General features: G+C 39.7%; 13 protein-coding genes. 6 read left to right on the top strand and 7 right to left on the bottom strand.

Going from position 1 to position 18,018, the window contains the following annotated elements:
* Positions 1-39: 39 nt before the first annotated feature.
* The 3 genes from cydB to L1068_RS01935 form a co-directional block, all read right to left on the bottom strand.
* Positions 40-1,038: a cytochrome d ubiquinol oxidase subunit II gene (gene cydB, locus L1068_RS01945; RefSeq protein WP_237128826.1), complete on the bottom strand. Its 999-nt coding sequence runs from the start codon at positions 1,036-1,038 to the stop codon at positions 40-42.
* Positions 1,031-2,398, bottom strand: a complete 1,368-nt coding sequence (locus L1068_RS01940; protein WP_237128825.1) for a cytochrome ubiquinol oxidase subunit I — start codon at positions 2,396-2,398, stop codon at positions 1,031-1,033. Before L1068_RS01940 ends, cydB begins: the two co-directional genes overlap by 8 nt.
* Positions 2,399-2,642: 244 nt before the next feature.
* Positions 2,643-3,197 (bottom strand): MarR family transcriptional regulator, encoded by a 555-nt coding sequence (locus L1068_RS01935; RefSeq protein WP_100915291.1) that lies wholly within the window; start codon positions 3,195-3,197, stop codon positions 2,643-2,645.
* Positions 3,198-3,556: 359 nt separating this feature from the next.
* Here L1068_RS01935 and L1068_RS01930 point away from each other — a divergent pair, with 359 nt between their 5' ends.
* A complete protein-coding gene (locus tag L1068_RS01930; protein ID WP_237128824.1) occupies positions 3,557-4,561 on the top strand; it encodes a substrate-binding domain-containing protein in 1,005 nt (334 codons plus the stop codon).
* Positions 4,562-4,766: 205 nt separating this feature from the next.
* On the opposite strand, the gene L1068_RS01925 is transcribed toward L1068_RS01930, so the two are convergent.
* Positions 4,767-5,354 (bottom strand): LysE family translocator, encoded by a 588-nt coding sequence (locus tag L1068_RS01925; protein WP_237128823.1) that lies wholly within the window; start codon positions 5,352-5,354, stop codon positions 4,767-4,769.
* A 94-nt stretch (positions 5,355-5,448) separates the two neighbouring features.
* Here L1068_RS01925 and L1068_RS01920 point away from each other — a divergent pair, with 94 nt between their 5' ends.
* The 4 genes from L1068_RS01920 to L1068_RS01905 all read left to right on the top strand — a co-directional run bounded on the left by L1068_RS01920 (position 5,449) and on the right by L1068_RS01905 (position 10,238).
* Positions 5,449-5,886: an Lrp/AsnC family transcriptional regulator gene (locus L1068_RS01920; RefSeq protein WP_054978748.1), complete on the top strand. Its 438-nt coding sequence runs from the start codon at positions 5,449-5,451 to the stop codon at positions 5,884-5,886.
* Positions 5,887-6,133: 247 nt separating this feature from the next.
* Positions 6,134-7,000, top strand: coding sequence for a hypothetical protein (locus L1068_RS01915; protein ID WP_237128822.1), 867 nt, complete (start codon positions 6,134-6,136; stop codon positions 6,998-7,000).
* A gap of 2 nt (positions 7,001-7,002) precedes the next feature.
* Complete coding sequence (locus L1068_RS01910) at positions 7,003-8,118, top strand: DUF4785 domain-containing protein (RefSeq protein ID WP_237128821.1); 1,116 nt, start codon at positions 7,003-7,005, stop codon at positions 8,116-8,118.
* Between the two features lie 116 nt (positions 8,119-8,234).
* On the top strand, positions 8,235-10,238 hold the full coding sequence (locus L1068_RS01905) for a methyl-accepting chemotaxis protein (RefSeq protein ID WP_237128820.1): 2,004 nt from the start codon (positions 8,235-8,237) through the stop codon (positions 10,236-10,238).
* Between the two features lie 35 nt (positions 10,239-10,273).
* Here L1068_RS01905 and L1068_RS01900 read toward each other — a convergent pair whose 3' ends face one another.
* Positions 10,274-11,575, bottom strand: a complete 1,302-nt coding sequence (locus tag L1068_RS01900; protein ID WP_237128819.1) for an AarF/ABC1/UbiB kinase family protein — start codon at positions 11,573-11,575, stop codon at positions 10,274-10,276.
* Positions 11,576-11,679: 104 nt separating this feature from the next.
* Positions 11,680-13,755 (bottom strand): TonB-dependent receptor, encoded by a 2,076-nt coding sequence (locus L1068_RS01895; RefSeq protein WP_237128818.1) that lies wholly within the window; start codon positions 13,753-13,755, stop codon positions 11,680-11,682.
* 105 nt (positions 13,756-13,860) lie between these two features.
* Between L1068_RS01895 and L1068_RS01890 the strand changes: the two genes are divergently transcribed.
* Positions 13,861-15,270 carry a PQQ-dependent sugar dehydrogenase gene (locus tag L1068_RS01890; protein WP_237128817.1) on the top strand — a complete coding sequence of 470 codons (1,410 nt, stop codon included), beginning with the start codon at positions 13,861-13,863 and terminating at the stop codon, positions 15,268-15,270.
* Between the two features lie 67 nt (positions 15,271-15,337).
* Here L1068_RS01890 and L1068_RS01885 read toward each other — a convergent pair whose 3' ends face one another.
* On the bottom strand, positions 15,338-17,812 hold the full coding sequence (locus L1068_RS01885) for a DUF5666 domain-containing protein (RefSeq protein ID WP_237128816.1): 2,475 nt from the start codon (positions 17,810-17,812) through the stop codon (positions 15,338-15,340).
* Positions 17,813-18,018 lie beyond the last annotated feature (206 nt).

Here is an 18,018-nt window from a genome sequence, read left to right as displayed (position 1 = left end):
CCTAGTCGCTACACACTTATTTAAATAATTGAATTGAAGTTAATAGTAGCGAAGTTCGTCCACCTTTCCCCAAAACACTCTGTAAGAAAATGCGGTATAAGCCAAAATAGTTGGCACTACAATTAACGCCCCCCACAACATAAAGTTAAGCGCTTCAGGCGCTGCAACAGCTTCCCAAATTGTTAATTTACCCGGCACAATCTCTGGGAAAAAGCTAAATGCTAAGCCAAAAAATGATAGGGTAAAAATCAATAGCGCAAAAAAGAATGGTAGGGCTGCACCAATATTTGGCTGTTTAGCTAAGCGCTTTAATACAAACCAACATAGTACAAAGAAGCTTGCACAAATAATCGGAATGGGAATTAAGATCAGTGCATACGGAAAGTCGAACCATTTTTGATAGATCTCTGGTGAAATAAGTAAGTTAACCAGTGATACCAGCAATATACCAACAAACGTAATAACAACCGTTGATTTACAATGCGCTATGGCTTTTTGTTGCAAATCGCCTTCGGTTTTCATAACTAGCCATGAACTGCCAATAAAGGTATAAGCCGCTGAAACTCCAATTGCACTTAAAAGGGCAAAACCGTGCGCTTCTAAGGTGTTTGAAAACCCCATAACATACAAACCGAGCATGTAGCCTTGCGCCAGCGAGGCGAGCAAAGAACCAGATTTAAACACAGTATCCCATTTACGCTTATGGGCAACAATGGCCTTGGCTCTAAAATCAAATGCTACACCGCGCATAATTAAGCCAATCAACATAAATGTACACGGGATGTAGAGCGCTTGAAAGACAATACTGTGTGCAGTTGGAAACGCAATGAGTAAAAGGCCAATCGCTAATACTAACCAGGTTTCATTAGCATCCCAAAACGGTCCTATCGACGCAATCATGGTATCAGCTGAGGTTTCATCGTCTAACGGCAGTAAAATCCCTACGCCTAGATCGTAACCGTCCAAAACAGCGTACATTAATGTTGCAAGGCCCATTAGGGATACAAAAATAATTGCCAGAGTTGCTTGATCAAACATATGCATTATCCCCTTTACTCGGTAATTGTTTTATTGGCTTTTCGCTCATATCAAATTCTTCAATTTCAACGGCACGGCGCGCCATTAGGAACACTGTATGCAGATAAGCGACTAACAAAATGGCATAGGTAGTTAGATAGAGCGCTAAGCTAAAACCAACATTTGCAGGCGCAATTTGTGTTGCAGCGTCAGATACTTTTAGTACACCGCTAACAAGGTAAGGCTGTCTGCCGATTTCAGTTACATACCAGCCGGCTAATGTAGCTAACCAACCTGAAAATGTTAAGCCAACAAAAACACGCATTAACCAAGTTGGTAGCTGGCCGCGTTTTTTAAGGGTATAGGTTGCAAACCAAGAGATGGCGATCATCAGCAAACCGAGGCAAACCATTATTCTAAAGCCAAAAAATACAGGTTTAACTGGTGGATGCTCACCTTTAAATTCATCAAGCCCCTTAATTTCACCATCAAGCTCATGGGTAAGAATAAAGCTTGCCATGTTAGGTATGCCAATTTCAAAATGATTCGTTCTATTTTCTTCATCAGGAATTGCAAATAGCAGTAAAGGAGCCCCTTTTTCAGTTTGCCAAACACCTTCCATTGCTGCTATTTTTTGTGGTTGATGTTCAAGTGTATTAAGACCATGTAAATCACCAACAAATGCTTGTAACGGTGATAAAATCGCCGCCACAATAACCGCGACTTTTAATGTTAACTTTGGTGCTTGTTTATCGTCTCCTTTAAGTAAACGATAGCAACTCACGCCAATTATCATAAAGCTTGCCGTTAAGCCCGAAGCCAAAAGCATATGCGCTAAGCGGTACGGGAAACTTGGATTAAAAATTACTGCAAACCAGTCAGTTGGGTAGGCGATTCCATCGCGCATCTCGAAACCGGTTGGTGTTTGCATCCACGAATTTAAACTTAAGATCCAAAACGCTGAAAGCGTGGTGCCGATTGCTACCACAATACAAGCTAAAGTATGTACTTTTGGTGGCACACGTTTAATACCAAACAACATAATGCCTAAAAATGTCGCCTCTAGGAAAAATGCAGTTAACACTTCGTAGCCTAATAGTGGCCCCGCGATGTTTCCGACTTTTTCCATAAAACCGGGCCAGTTAGTACCAAACTGAAATGACATGGTAATACCGCTTACAACGCCAAGGGCAAATGAAAGGGCAAAGATTTTTACCCAGAATCGATATGCGCGCATCCAAACCGGATTGCCTGTCATATCAAACCTGACTTTAAAGAAAACTAAAAACCAACACATCGCGATGGTTATAGTGGGAAATAAAATGTGAAAACTAATGTTGGCAGCAAACTGTATGCGTGAAAGCATTAACGTATCCAACATAAACGACCCCCAAATAATAGACGTGCTATTTATCTAATGGTTCTTGAAACACGGATTTCGTTAGCAAGTGTTAACGTGTACTGGTTGGGCTGTATTTGCCATTGTATACAAACAACAAAGGGGAAATTGAGCCTTGTAGCACCTTGTTTATTAATTGCGATACTTCTTCCGGTATTCAATAAAACAAAAATTAAATAGCAACACGACGACATATGCACTTTTTCAGTGCGCACAAAAAAAGCGGTTAATTACTATTACCGCTTTTCAAAACTTTATCTTTAAAATCGAGTACCTTAACAACACCAGAGCCGAGCTTCATAAGTGTTGTCAGCTTCTCAGGACTCATGCTTTGTAACTCACTTGCCCAAACGGTGATGGTTTCAAGCAAGTCATGCAGCTCAGACATTTTGTCCTGTGCATACGCTTCTTCTGCATTAGCGGGTTCATCAATGATTGAAGCGCGCAAAAGAGATAGGGTTGGGTCCATCTCTCTTTTTCTGCGCTCTTCAAATACTCGGTTTGCTAATTCCCAAATATCGCCAGCGGGTGCATAGTAATCTTTTCGGTCACCAGGCTTATGAATTACCGATACTAAGCGCCACGACTGTAATTCTTTGATTGCCATACTAACGTTACCGCGCGAGATATTTAAGGTTTCTGATAACGAAACAGCGCTAAGAGGTTCTTCACTCATTAGCAATAAACCCATGATTTGACCGATTGTGCGGTTAAATCCCCAACGGCTGCCCATTTCGCCGCAATGCATTACAAAACTTTCGATTTTTGGTGTTAGTAACATTCTAAACTTTCAATAATTTCTGAAACTTTAAAATATACTAATCCCATCATTGATATAGATCAATCTTTTTATGTGTTTAAATTGTGAGTATTTTGATTCAAAAGTGAACAATCAAATTGATTTGAGTTGATTTATTTGGATTGTAATAAATGGGTAATGTCTGTCAGGCACTCTTTTGTAAAAAATGTATTGGCACCTATTATCATTGCTGTTTTATTTTTGTTCGTTTTTAACGCCACTTTTGATTGGTTATTATTCAAAAATGAATGAAAGTTAAAAAAATCGTAAATAACTGTTTAATTTAACACAATGATGCTTCTATACTGAGATTGTATTTTAAATTTATTGTAGTCATCTCCATGCGGAATAAAGCACAAAATAGTAGTTTTTGGTTGTTGTTTTTATTCAACTTATTTTTAGTTTTATTTAGTTTTACCAGTAATGCCAGCTACACAATTGGTGTTATCGGTAAAACCAAAAATGATAGTTTTTATATCCAATCATTTAAAGGGTGTGAGTCTGTCGCTAAAAATCACCCAGATTTACGATGTATTTACGAAGGCGCTGATGACTTTCAAGATATTCGTGGTCAAACGCTCAAAATTAACCGACTGATTGAAAGCGGAGTAAATGCGTTACTCATTTCGGTTACTGATTCTGATTACTTAGTAAATGGTGCCCTTAAGCGAGCATTTGAGCTTGATATTCCAGTTATTACCTTTGACTCTGATTTGTTACCGCAACATCATGATTACCGTTTAGCGTATGTTGGTACTAATAATTTCGATTTTGGTGTTGCCCTAGGCGAATACGTTAAAAATAACATTAAACACACAAACTCTGTGTGCCTGCAGTCTGGGCATCCATCTACGCCAAACTTAAACCAGCGAATCAAAGGTGTGCGCCATGCGTTAAGTGGCCAAAGTTTACAGCGTTTGAATGATGACTACCAATGGCAAGAGCATGAATTATGCCCAGTTTACAGCTTGGGTAAACGAGGCCTAGCACTCAGTCAGTTAGTAGGTAAGATCAAACTCGATGCGCCGCCGGTTTTTATCGCCGTAGCGGGATTTGCTCAGTTTAATCCACGTTACATTGACCAGCTTAATCAGTTTAAGTCTAAGATTAAATCAGGTGATATTGTGATTGTCTCAGCCGATACCGAAGAATTGCAATTGAGTGCATTATCTAAGGGGCTTTCCACTGTCAATATTGGCCAAAAACCGTTTGATATGGGAAAACAGGGCGCGGAATATTTGTATCAGTATTTAAAACACAATGTGAAACCTGAGCAAGAATTTACTTATTTAGGTTTTCACTATTGCGACAAACAGAATGTTGATACATGTACCGTAAACTATTGAGGGGGGGGTCCGTTAATGGCGATCTCCAAACTTGTTTGTTTGCTTAAGAAATAAAGTAGAGCGGTTATCGCTTTAGTTAACAAAGCTAAACGCCAAGAAAACGCTGCCAGAAAGTCCAAGTTACCCGTTTGTTCTGTTGTTATTTCTTCATGACTTTGAATGTATTATGCTCAAAAGCGCTAATACACCTCTAGTAACTAGGGGATTAAAGCATAGGTATAACCGATACAACCAATAGTGCCGCCATAAGCCAATTAAACAAACGTATTTTAATGGGTGAGGCAATAAGTTGCTTTAAACTTTTTCCCAATACTAACCAACAGCCAATAGACGGTAAGTTAATAAGTAAAAACACCACACTTACTAACATCACAGATTGTAGACTTTGATCACTGGCATATACTGCATTTACACTTAACGCCATTGTCCACGCTTTTGGATTGACCCATTGAAAAAGCGCAGCTTGCATAAAGGTTAATGGTTTCGCATCCGATGCGACTTCATCAATAGTATGATTATTAGCGATTTTGTATGCGAGGTAACATAAATAGACGATGCTTACCCATTTTAATACGGTGTAACTTGCAGGTAGGGCTTGAAATAACTGACTTACGCCAATTCCCACCAATAGCACCATCACACTAAAACCAATGGCAACACCTAACAAATGCGAAATCGAACGGCGCAGACCAAAATTTAACCCTGAGCTCAACAACATTAAGTTATTCGGGCCTGGGGTGATAGATGAAACAAAACAAAATGTTATTAGTGCAATAAGTAATTCAGTATTCATAGTGGACTCCTTTTTTAATAGAGTAATTTACTTATTGCGCAATTTGCTGTTTTATATTGTCTAATAAAATCAGATGGCACAATAAAATTTAGATATGGATAAATTTAACGAACAAATATTGTTTGAGTTATCGCGCGACAGTAGTTTGACCAATATTCAATTGGCTGAGCGAATTGGATTATCGCCATCGGCTTGTTTACGCCGCGTACAAGAGCTTGAGCGGGCAAAGATTATCACAGGTTATAAAGCGACCATTGACACCGAGCAACTAGGGATAGGCTTTAAAGCATTTATTACGGTAGGCTTGTCGGTGCACACTAAAACAGCGCAAACGCAATTTGAAGAGGCAATAACGTTTTCAAAAGAAGTGCTTGAATGCCACAACGTAACCGGTGCGTTTGAGTATATTTTAAGAGTAGAAACCAAAGATTTGAAAAGTTATAAGCAATTTCACACCAATGTGTTAGGTGATATCGAGCAGGTCGCGACCATAACGACTCATGTTGTAATGGATTCCGTTAAAGATAGTTAGTGGATTTAGCGTCTTTTATCAACAAAACAGTGTGTTTTCCACGTCAAATTTAATACAAACGATTCGTTCGGCTATATCAAATGGTTATGAATATATAACTCAGCTTTCATATTTATGTAATAACAATCAGCCTAATCATACTGATTGTTAATAAAGTGTAAAAAAATGTTGTAATTGTACCTAAATTGGCTATTTTGTGATCGGAGGTCGCTCCTCCGATCACAAATAATAATTAGGAACACACAGTATGAAAATAACGAAAATAATAGCTTATGCGGTGTTGTTGTACGCAAGCACACCTCTTTGGGCAAGTCATGGGCTGGCATTTATTCATGGGACTGGAAGTCAAACAGATGCATATAATGACTACTGGACGGGTGAATTTGTAAACTCAGTGAGGCAAGGGTTAAGTAACGCAAACAATTACACGGTGATCAATTGCGATTTCGATCGCTATATGTGGGATACGCGAGCATCAGGTTGTTTGGCAGAGCAGCTCACTAACTTTATAAATAGTAAAAACATTACGTCCTTAACACTCATTACACACTCAAATGGCGGTAATGTTGTGCGTTGGATTTTATCTAATCCAACCTGGGATAGCCGTTTTGTCACTATTATAAGTACGGTCAAAAAGACAATCGCGCTTGCACCGTCGTCTGGTGGTACACCTTTAGCCGATGCGGTAACCGCAGGTAATTCATTTGAAACAACCCTTGGCTGGATCTTAGGTTACGACAGTGACGCTGTGAAACAGCAGCAAGTTGGTTGGATGGCACATTACAATCAAAATTGGTTATATGGTACACCTAATCGACCGGCACTTAGTTCTGCATTTGAGGCGGTTGTAGGTAGTGATGTTGATTCGGCAATTTGGGATGGTGATAGTTACTGTGGAGGCTATCAATATCAAGTGGCGCTTGAGGTTACACAAAACTGGTTAGATGACTGTTCTGACGGATTTTTAGAATGTAGTTCGCAATCGCTTGCGGGCAGTGTGTGGTTTAAAGATAAAAATAAAACACGTGGCAGTGAGCCTTTAAGTCATCATCAAAGTCGTCGTAAATGTTTCAATTTAGATGGCCTACTACGTAATCGAATTAAGGAGATCTAGTTATGAAACATTTTACTGTATTAACGCTTTGTGCAAGTTTACTATCGTCATTTTCACTCTATGCTGAACCGGTTGTTTATCAGTTTAAAAAAGTACAACCAGCTGTTGAGCAGAAGTTACAACAAGCATTAAAAAGCGATGAATATTGGATGACAATATCCGGCAAAGCGCTCAAGCAAGGTGTCGAGCTACCATTTTCTGCTCAGAATAGTTTTGTTCGCGTGGCGCCTAAATTTGATGTGGCAAACACACAATTTATTGAACCGCTTGATGTGAGTGCATTGTCGTTAACGCCCAATTCTAAAGTATTAACAAAGAGCTATCGCGCACAGGTAGAGCAAGTGTTTGCGCAAAAAGAAATGAATGATGCTGGCTTTACTGATGGCAGTGTAGCGCTAAAGGTAAAGTCACAACACGCCCTACAACAACTAACGCTAAAAACAAATCAATACCTGATTGATGATGCGAAATACTTAGTGCATGTAAAGGAAAAGCACAGTGATGTTGTTCTTGCCGTTGCAGCGAGTAACCGCTCTACTCAAAGAGCAAATAAACTGGGATATCAATCGCTTTCGTTTACTGATAACGCAATTCAAATCAAAACGATGTCAGCTAAGCTGATTAGTCCAACAAATGAAAAAGTAACGGTGGATATTAGCAATAACCACTTTAACTTTGATAAAGCACTGGCATATTTTGGTGCAATCAACGGCCTGTATGAGCTTGAACTTCAAATTGATGCCCAGCGCGCTAATATGCCAGTTAAGCGTTCGCTTAAAATTCCATTTGTTAATTTTAAACAAACAGCAAAGGCGTTACCTAATGTGACATTTAGTGCGTCGCAATCGCATATTGAAGCTAAGGTGCCATTGATGGTAAATGATGCGGGGCGTTTTAGTTTACAAGCAACGTTACAAGGTAGTAACGATGGGGTGCGTTTTTACGATATAGCCACGGTTGAAATGGCAAAAGAGTTAAACGGTGACGATTCACTATCGCTACCATTTACCACTCAGGCACGTTATTCGTCTTATCGTTTAAACAATATGGTACTGAAAGATCAAAGTCGCTTATTAGTATTACAAACACCTCAGAAGTTATTTCGTCCGTCAATTTAATGATGTCAAAATACGCCAACATTAGTTGGCGTATTTTCGTTTCATTTCAAAACAAAATCACTTTATAAATATTACGTTATACTTAAACCGAGTTATTAAAGTAGTAGGGCGTTTTAATGGTTTTTACAGTAAAACAAAAAATTACTTTTGGCTTTGCATCAGTGGGCATTTTGCTTACGGGTGTTTGCCTGTTTTTTTATATGTCTTTGTCGAATATTGAGCGTGCTTACTTAAATATTAAAGAGCAGGCTTTACCAGTACAACGCAGTGCCGATGACATTCAAACGCTTATTCTCAACTACACAAAAAACGCTAACGCAATTTACGGTGCCAACAAATTAAATGTTATAGACAAATTCAGAACACAAAATCAATCACTTAAAAATCAACTACAACAAGCACTTTCAAGTAGTATTGCAGATTACAGCATCGACCTTGAAAAACTAAATAACCAATCACTTGCATTGATAGAGGCGTCTGAAAGTTTAACTGATAACAAAATTGCATATTTAAATGCTAAAAAAACAAACAAAACCTTGATTGAAAAGCAGCTAGAGCTTATTTCACAAAGCTCTGAATTATTATATGACTTAGAAACGTTAACGGGATTAAGTTCGCGCCTGTTAGATGAAGTAATGGGCACGGCGATCCGCATCGATGACATGTTGTTTAATTTAACTGAAGTAACCAATGCACTTAGTCAAACTTTAGACACTGAAACGCAAGTTAAACATCAAAACGATACGCGGTTTTTACTGGCAAATATCAAAGACAACTACAATTTTCTCAATCAACAGCTCACAGATATTGAAAGCGGTGATTTTCAAACGCGTTTTGAACAAAACTTGGCTGTATTTAACGGTAACGTTGATAATCCCGGACATTTGTATCAACAACAGATGTTACAGCTTGCTAAGTACAATCATTTTGAACAAGACTACAATCGCGTAGAAGCGCTTTCTGAAGAAATTAACAGTTCAATTCACACCATAAAAAAAAGCGCCAGTGAACTAGTAAACCGTTATCAACAATTAGCAGATGAAAAAATAGATGAAAATCAGTTGTTACTTATGGTCATTGCTGGTGTTTTTTTATTGGTTGCTGCAATTATCGCTACCTTAACGATACGCGCGATTGTAATACCGTTAGGTTATGTAAATCATACACTTACAAAAGTTGCTGGCGGCGATTTTTCGCGTCATGCACGCAAGATTAACGATGATGAATTTGGTGAAGTAAGCGATAAATTGAATCGGGTTATTGATAATTTAAAAGAGCTGATCACCGATATTTTCGCGCAAGTGGCATTACTTGAGTCGCGCCTTGAAAATTCCTTAGCAAGAAGTGCAACTGTTTCGCACAATGCCGAAAAACAAATTGAACGGGCAAAACACACCACGGCACTTGCAGAAGATGTACATACCAGCGCTAATACAGTAAACACACAGACCAAAGAAAGCTCTGAAGATATTAATCAAGCAAGTGAGCAAAGCGATGCTGTGCTCAATTTGGCAACGCAAAACCGAGAACAAATACAACTGCTTGCTTTAAACTTAAATACATCAGTTGCGTTGATGGCTGAGTTGTCAAACCAATCGAGTAATATTGGCAGTATTCTAGATACTATCGTAGCAATCTCTGAACAAACTAATTTGCTAGCACTGAATGCTGCCATTGAAGCTGCGCGTGCAGGAGAGCAGGGACGTGGTTTTGCCGTCGTTGCCGATGAGGTCAGGTTATTAGCATCGCGCACGCAAGAATCAACAAAAGAAATAGCACAAATGATAACCGCACTACAAAGCGGTACCAGCGATGCGCAGCGCGCTATTAACCAAGGGCAAGAGGCTGCGCTGACGTGTACTGAGCGAAGCGCAGCGCTTACAGGTGCAGTCGATTTAATTGAGCAAGGGTTGTCGCGTTTGGCAGACAAAAGTAACCAAATAGATCAATCAAGTGCGCAGCAAAGTGCCATGGCGCAAGACATCGTTACGCGTATGCAGGAAGTAGAGCACAGTGCAGAACAAAATAGTGATGAACTAACGGCACTAAGTGAAAATATTCGTCAGATAAATGAGCTCGGCCATAAAGTAAGTGATGCACTAAACCGCTTTACGCTATAGCGCTTATTGATTCTTTAAATTTGTTTTTTGGCTTCTTACGCGCATTTATCAAACAGCTGTTTGACGTTTACTTTTGCGTTTAAACGCTTCGCTATTAAATACAATCCTGCGATTTTACGATGGATAAACAGGGCATCAACAGGTGGTGTGTGCCATTGGTCTTTACGTTTATTAATTGTAACGCTTTGAGTACGTAACTGTGTTGCGATAGTACAAGTTGCAAAGTTGTACTCGCCATCAAATCGTAATGGCATTGACGCGATGTTAAAAAGCGCCAGTATTTGCTCAAGGTATGTAGTGTCGATATCTTGCTTAAAAAAGCCAATGGTACGGGCTGCGTCTTCGATTTGAGTGCTGTCTTGGTTACTTAGCGCTGTAAAAAGCGATAAATATCCATTAGATATAGTCGGTGAAATCTCTCGGGTCGCACCAAAATCCAGTAAGCCTATGGTTTGTGTTTCGTTATTAAACACATAATTGGCAAAATTTGGGTCGGTTTGCATCAGCTTCAACTCAAATAATTCAACAAAAAACAGCGAAAATAAGCTCTTTACGATGTGATTTCGAGTTTCTTCTGGCAGTGTCGCCGCTTGTTCAATCGGCATACCTTCAATAAAACTCATTACTAAAATGGTTTGTGTACTTAAAGGGGAAACGTTAGGTAAAGCAAACTGTGTATTGTCGAGTTTATCGCTAAACGTTTCTATGTAGCTTGCCTCAAGTTGATAGTTTGCTTCATTGATTAACTGCTCGGCTGTTTTTTCAAGTAACGTGTTGAGATCAACCTGTTTTGGGATAAGGCCTGAGAGCTTTAAAATACGCCCTAGATTATCAACATCACTTTTTATGGCGTTACTTACACCCGGATATTGTAACTTTATCGCGAGCTTTTTTCCGCTATCGTCGTTGGCAATATGCACTTGCCCGATAGATGCACAGGCAAAGGGTTTTAGATTAAAATAAGCAAAATTATCAACCCAATTATCACCCCAAGCGTCACGAAGCACAGTGACTAATTGCTTGTGTGGCATAGCGTGTGCATTGTCTCGTAGTTTTGCTAAAATATGGCTCAACTCAGGTGGAATAAGCTCACCTGCATCCATCGAAAGAAGTTGACCTAACTTCATTGCAGCACCACGCATTGCGGCAAGCTCATTGGTTAACTTTTGCAAGTTACTGGGCGTTAAAACGAGATCTGACACGGACGGCTTATTGCCACTAAATAGTTGCTTGGTGCCATTGTAGGCAACATTGGTTGCAACTTTTGCTAATAACCCACCAAACTTACTCGCTCTACTCAAGCGTGAACTAGGAACTTTAACCTCTTTACGTGTCATTGTGCTCTCCGAATAATACCTAACGTTTATACGCCAGAATTAGTTACTAAGTTCAATGCGCTTAACGGCTTTAACTAAGTTTACGCGAAAGCACCGGTTGTAATTTAAAACTGATAACGCAAAGTTGCACTGGTATTGCGTGGCTCGCCAATAAAATAACGGTGATTACCAAACGCATAGTCTGCCCTTTCAGCGAAACGTGTATCAAATACATTAAGTACGGCAAATGCGAGCGAGAAATTGCTGTTGATTTGCCATTTTGCACGTAAATTCGAAACCGTATGCCCACTGTATGTTTGCGTGTTTTTATCGTCTAAGTAATAACCGTCAAGATGCCTTAGTTCAAACTGACTGGTTATGTTTTGCGCTATTTGCCAATCAACAATGAGGTTTGCAATTAAGCGCGGAGAGGTATCTATCTCATTGCCTTTGAGCTGCTGCCCATTCGTTGGGTTATTTTCATAGGTGTGTTTTGCATAACTTGAATTCAAACGCGTTTTAAATGTGTCGCTAAGGCGCCAGGTGAGATCAAACTCGAGCCCTTGATGCTGAGTCGATAAACCATTGAGGTAATGTCTGTCTGAATCTTGATAAATCGCGTTTTTCTTAGTTAGATGATAAAACGCAAGCTCACCGAATACCGTTTCTGTTTGAAAACGCAGGCCAAGCTCTTGCTGGTTTGCGTCGACACTGGTTATGTCATTTTGTTGCTGATTATTCTGCAGGCGATAAAGCTCGGCGGTGTGTGGTGCTCTAAAGCTGTTATCTAGTTTAGCAAATACAATCGTATTGTCGTTTAGCGTTAAAGAATAGCCAAGGCTGTAGCTTGTATCGTTAAAGCGATTGGTTTGATTAGCGGGGCGAGTGTATCGACAACCGCCGAAGCCACACGCAGTACCATCTTCTTTTAAATTACCTGTGCTTAATGCGTTATCGTAATCGTATTCAGTAATATCATGTCTAAGCGCTAAAAAAGCATTCTGTTCAGCTGCTATTTGATAATCAAGCTGACCATAAAGCGCGTAATTTTTTGCATTAACCGTGTAATCGTAATGTTGCCCTTTAGGCAGTACCGCCCTTAAAAATGCCGAATCTGATATTGTGTCATCTGTTTGATATTGTTGTAGCGAACCTTGGGTAAAATCGAGGTCGCTACCTAATTTGAGCGACAAAGCATCCGTAACTTCTGTATAGCGAGATAACTGGAATCCAATGCTATGGTGATCGTTCTCTTCAATAGGCGTTCCAGGTAAAAAGTGCATTAAAAACGTCATATCTGTGTATCGTAGATAGGGCGTTAGTTGCCATAGGGCCTTGTTTATTTCAGCGCTATTTTGCATGCTGTAATGCATAGAGACACTGTCGCGATAGGCATCTGGAAATTCATTAATTTTTAACAGCGATTTATCTTTATATGCATTTTCGCCTTGTTGTAAATAACCTGCGGTATCTTGTTCTAGGTTAGTTACACTAAAATGGTGTGTTGTTTGCCAATTGCCGAGCTGATGTTGTGCTGAGACTGATAGTTTTTGCTGTTGATAACCCGAGCTTATTTGATAACCGCCATCGCTCGTTACGGTTACCCCAACACCTAACTGCATATTGTCAAAATCGTTACTTGCCGTTGCATTTAGCCGGTAAAAATCATCATTGCCTACGTCTAGTGCGAGCTGATTTTCGCTGGCGTAGAGCGTATTATTAATGTTGATTACGCCATGGATTGCGTTTGAACCATAACGTGCAGAATTATTGCCTTTTACTACTTCAATGCGGTCGCTTATTTCAAAATGACTATCGAATAACTGATTAACATTGCAAAATCCGGGTGCCCGTAGGCTAATGTTATTTTCTAACATCAAAAATTCAGCGCAAGAACCTGCTCCTGTTAACACAGGCGAACGCAATGAAAGCAATGATTCTTGTCCATTACCACGGCTTAACCATACCCCTGACGCTAAACTTAACACTTGATTTAAGTGCTCTGCGTTAATGGTAGCAACCGCATCTTTTGCTATAAGGCTGGTATTGCCAATCAGATCAAAATGGCGTTTCTTGGCGCGCGACGCGGTTGTTACTATGGTTTCAATATCGGCAAAACTCTGACTATTTTGCGCGGCCAATGATGTAAAATGAACACTTAATAATGAAACAACTAACGACTTTTTAAACACTTCTCGCACGAAATAAACCTTTAAACGCATCTTGACTGAAAACAGAAACTCGGCACATTATACTGTAATTACCGTGCATCCGATCTACCGTGAAATAATAATATGTATCAAAAAATGAATAAGTTACCGATTTTAGGAGTAATGTTAGCAAGCATTGCAAGTTTGCCATCACAGGCAAAAGTTGAAGAATTGTTTAAATCTACTTGTGCGTCTTGCCATGGCGAAACGCTGATGGGCGCAATGGCGCCTTCGCTAGTTGATAACACATGGCTAACAGGTGGCACTGATAAAGCATTAACCAATGCTATTAAAAATGGTATCTCAAAAGTTGGCATGCCAGCATTTGGTGAAACGTTAAGCGATGAACAAGTACGAACGCTTGTTGTATATATTCGCGAAGCGGGGGCTAAAGTAGAAAGGCAAAAAGCGCCTGCATCATCTCTTGGTAAAGTATTCACCACAAAGCATCAAACCTTAACGACACAAGAAGTTCTGACCAGCGAAGGAATAATCTGGGCGATGGACTTTTTACCGGACGGCAGTTTACTGTATACGCTTCGCCAGGGTGAACTGTGGATGATGTCGAAAAACGGCAAAAAAACGCAAGTAATTGGCATTCCTGAGGTATGGCATAACCGTCAAGGAGGCTTACTTGATGTATATCCCGACCCACAATATAGCCAAAACGGGTGGATTTATTTGTCGTTTAGCCAAGCTGCTGGAAAAAACGATAACGGTGACGAGATTGCCTTTACTAAAATTGTGCGCGGCAAGATAAGCGAGGGTAAATGGGTTTCAGAGCAAACCTTATTTGAGGCGAAGCCAGACAACCGTATAAATCGCGGCTGGCACTTTGGCTCGCGTTTCGCTATTCAAGGTGACTACTTGTTCTTTACTAACGGTGATGAAGGCCATCAAAATGACGCGCAAAGCATTACAACGCAGAACGGCAAAATACACCGCATATTTAAAGATGGACGCATTCCAAAAGATAACCCGTTTTACAATGAAAAGGGCGCCCAACAAACAATCTGGACGTATGGTAATCGTAACCCACAAGGTTTAACCATTAATCAAACAACTGGACATTTATGGTCAACAGAGCACGGCCCACGCGGTGGAGATGAACTGAATTTAATCACCAAAGGTGTGAACTACGGTTGGCCAAAAGTAACGTTTGGCATGAATTATAACGGTACGCCAATCACCGAACACACAGAATTACCAGGTATGCAGTCGCCAATTCACCATTGGACGCCATCAATTGCGGTTGCTGGTATTAACTTCTATACCGGAAATGTGTTTAAAAATTGGCAGGGCGACTTGTTTGTTGGCAGCCTAGCGAAAAAGCAATTGCATCGCTTACGTATTGAAAATAATCAGGTAATTGAAGATGAGATTATTCTGAAAGGTTTAGGGCGTATTCGTGATGTGGTTACCGCGCCAAATGGCACTATTTACTTAACCATAAATGACCGAAATAAAAACGAAAGTAAAATTATTTCAATCTTGCCAGCGAGTTAAATTAAAGTAACAAAGAGTACGTTCATTCTAAGAACGTACTCTTTTAGTGTGTGATATCTATGAGTGACTAGTCATCAAAGGCAATTCGCCATGCGATATATTGGCCCTTTTTATCTATTGTGCCAGCCACTTCAACACTTAAGCCATTTTCAAGTTGATTACCTTCTAATTCAAACTGGGTATCGCTTGAGTAGTGGATAACAACGTCACTTAATGTAAATTGAGTGTCGGTTAGGTTTTGAATTTCACCTTCAATTTCAAACTCTTCGTTTGCTTTAAACTCGATTTCAGCGGCATACAAACCAATTGCGGTTTCAATCGCATCAACTTCTACGCGTACATCGGGCGCGAGTTTACTTTGATTTCCATTTTCAAATTGCGTATTGGCATCAAAGTAAACAAGGGTGTCGTTAACCTTAAATTGAAAATCGCTTACTATTTCTGTGATTGAACCGTTTAATTCAATGTCGTCTTGTTGTTCAAATTCTATTTCAGTCGCAACAAGCTGACCTTGGCTGTTAATGAACGCGTCAATTTCAACCATCACGCCTTCTCTTAACTGCTCACGTGTACCATTTTCAAACTGGGTATCGGCGGTTAGCAAAATAGCGGTGTCGTTAACAGTAATTGTATCATTTTGAATCGCGGTGATTTCACCTTCGATTTCGCTTGTATCATTCTCATCCTCAAGTTCAACAGCAAGTGCTAGCAGGGTGTTGCCGTCTTGTTGTATTGCATCGATTTCAACTTCGACACCGTTTTGAAACATATCTAGTGGGTGCGAAAATTGCGTGTTTTCATCGGTAATGATTTGAAAACCGTTTACGTTAAAATCTAGAATACTATTGAACTCTGTAATGGAACCTTCAATGTCAAAGCTATCGTCGTAACTATCTTGGTATTTTGCTTCTAGCACTAAGTAGCCATCTTCCGATGTTTTGAATACCTCTAGGTCCAATTTATCGTTATCGCTAAGCGATGCCATAAAGTCTTGAACAGGTACATCATTGCCAAAACGGTTTTCAAGCTCTGACGATGCATTTACAAACACTGTAATACCCGAAACGTTAAAGGTATTGGTATCAAGGTTAATGTTACTAACCTTGCCTGAAATTGAAATGTCATCGTCGTTTTCAGATTGCTCTTCGCGCTCTAACTTAGTCACAAAGGCGTTGCCGTTATCATCGCTGTAAAAATCTATTTCAACAAAATCGCCTATCGCTAAGCTTGAAAGCGTCAGTTGTTTATCGTCGGCGTTTGATTCATCATCAAAGAGGGTAAACGGTGTGATTGTGTATTCGCGCTCATTTACAGTAATGGTATTTAATGCCAGATCAATATCGGTGATTACACCTTCAATCTCGCTGTCTGCGCTAATATACATTGCGATTTCTTCAGCAATATGTTGATTATTAATAATGATTGCTTCAACAACGACACGTGTACCGTTTGCAAGTTGCGCGAATGATATATTTTCAAAATCCGTGTCGTCATTGATTACCACTTGTGTATTGGCAATTGTAATACTGTTATCTGTAACATTGACTATTGGACCGTCTAAAATAACAGACACACCATCTTGTTCATCATAGTGCTCAATTTCGATGTCAGTAATAACGTTAACATCATTTAGCTGGTTAAACTCAATTTCGACAATATCTCCAACAGTAAGTTCTGGGGGTACAGTTACGTTTGATGTATCAAAAGTTGTGTCATTGATTGTTAAGGTGTTATTAGCACTATCCAGCGCTGTAACTTTTGCGGTAAGTGAAAGCGTGTCTTCATCGTCTTTACGCTCTAGCTTGGAGATTAAAAAGCCACGTTGTTCTGAATATACGGTACTGATTTCGACAAAATGACCTTGTTTTAACGCATCAAAGGTAAGCTCTTCTAAGTTAGATTCACTGGTTAAGACAAATGTTTGACCGTGTACTGTTATTGTCTCATTAGCATAGTCAATGTGCTGAATTTGACCCGTCGCTGTTGCTTCGTAGTTAACACTATTTGCAATAAAACGGCCTTGGTTATTGGTTAAACCTGAAAGCACAACGCGATCACCTAAACGGATTGTATCTTCTGAGCCTGGTTGGCCATTAATTGTAAAGTCGGCATTATCGGTATTGTAACGAACACCATTGACATACAAACTACCAAAACCACTTACCGTACCTATGGTTTGCGTTGCATAGCCAAATTCATAAATCGCATTTGAAACCAAACCATTTGAAACGTTCAGCGATATCGATTCGTTTATGCCGAGATAACGTGTATTGTTTATGGATTGGGCAACGCTTGAAAGTGTGTAGGTACCAGGGGCCAGTTGCGTAAGTAAGGTACTGGTACTAACGGTATTGGAATAACCGTTGGGGCCTTCAACCAACACATCAGCAGACGCACCGTCAGGAAGTCCTAAAAATCCAATATTAAGTTCGCCAGAATTAGGTACGATTGGCGCTGGTTCGTGTGAAGTTGATGAGCCACCGCAGCCGACAAGGCTGAGGGTTGATGCTGCAAGCAACGAGAGTGTTAACTTACGAGTCATGAAATTTCCTTAAAATATATAAACATGTGTTCACCTTGAACAAGAATAAGATACGAAAGGATTACGTTAACTGCAATAAAACTGTCATAAAGCAAAAGTAAAGGCAGCTTAAATATACGTAACATTTAAATGAAACTGTTTAAAATCAATGAGACTTATTCTGGATGTTGATTTTATTATGTTCAAAATTAGTATATGAATTTTTT

Source organism: Pseudoalteromonas sp. MMG024, assembly GCF_021654175.1.
GTDB lineage: Bacteria > Pseudomonadota > Gammaproteobacteria > Enterobacterales > Alteromonadaceae > Pseudoalteromonas.
The sequence above is the reverse complement of the archived record's forward strand: the minus strand, read 5'-3'. Positions and strand labels throughout refer to the sequence as shown.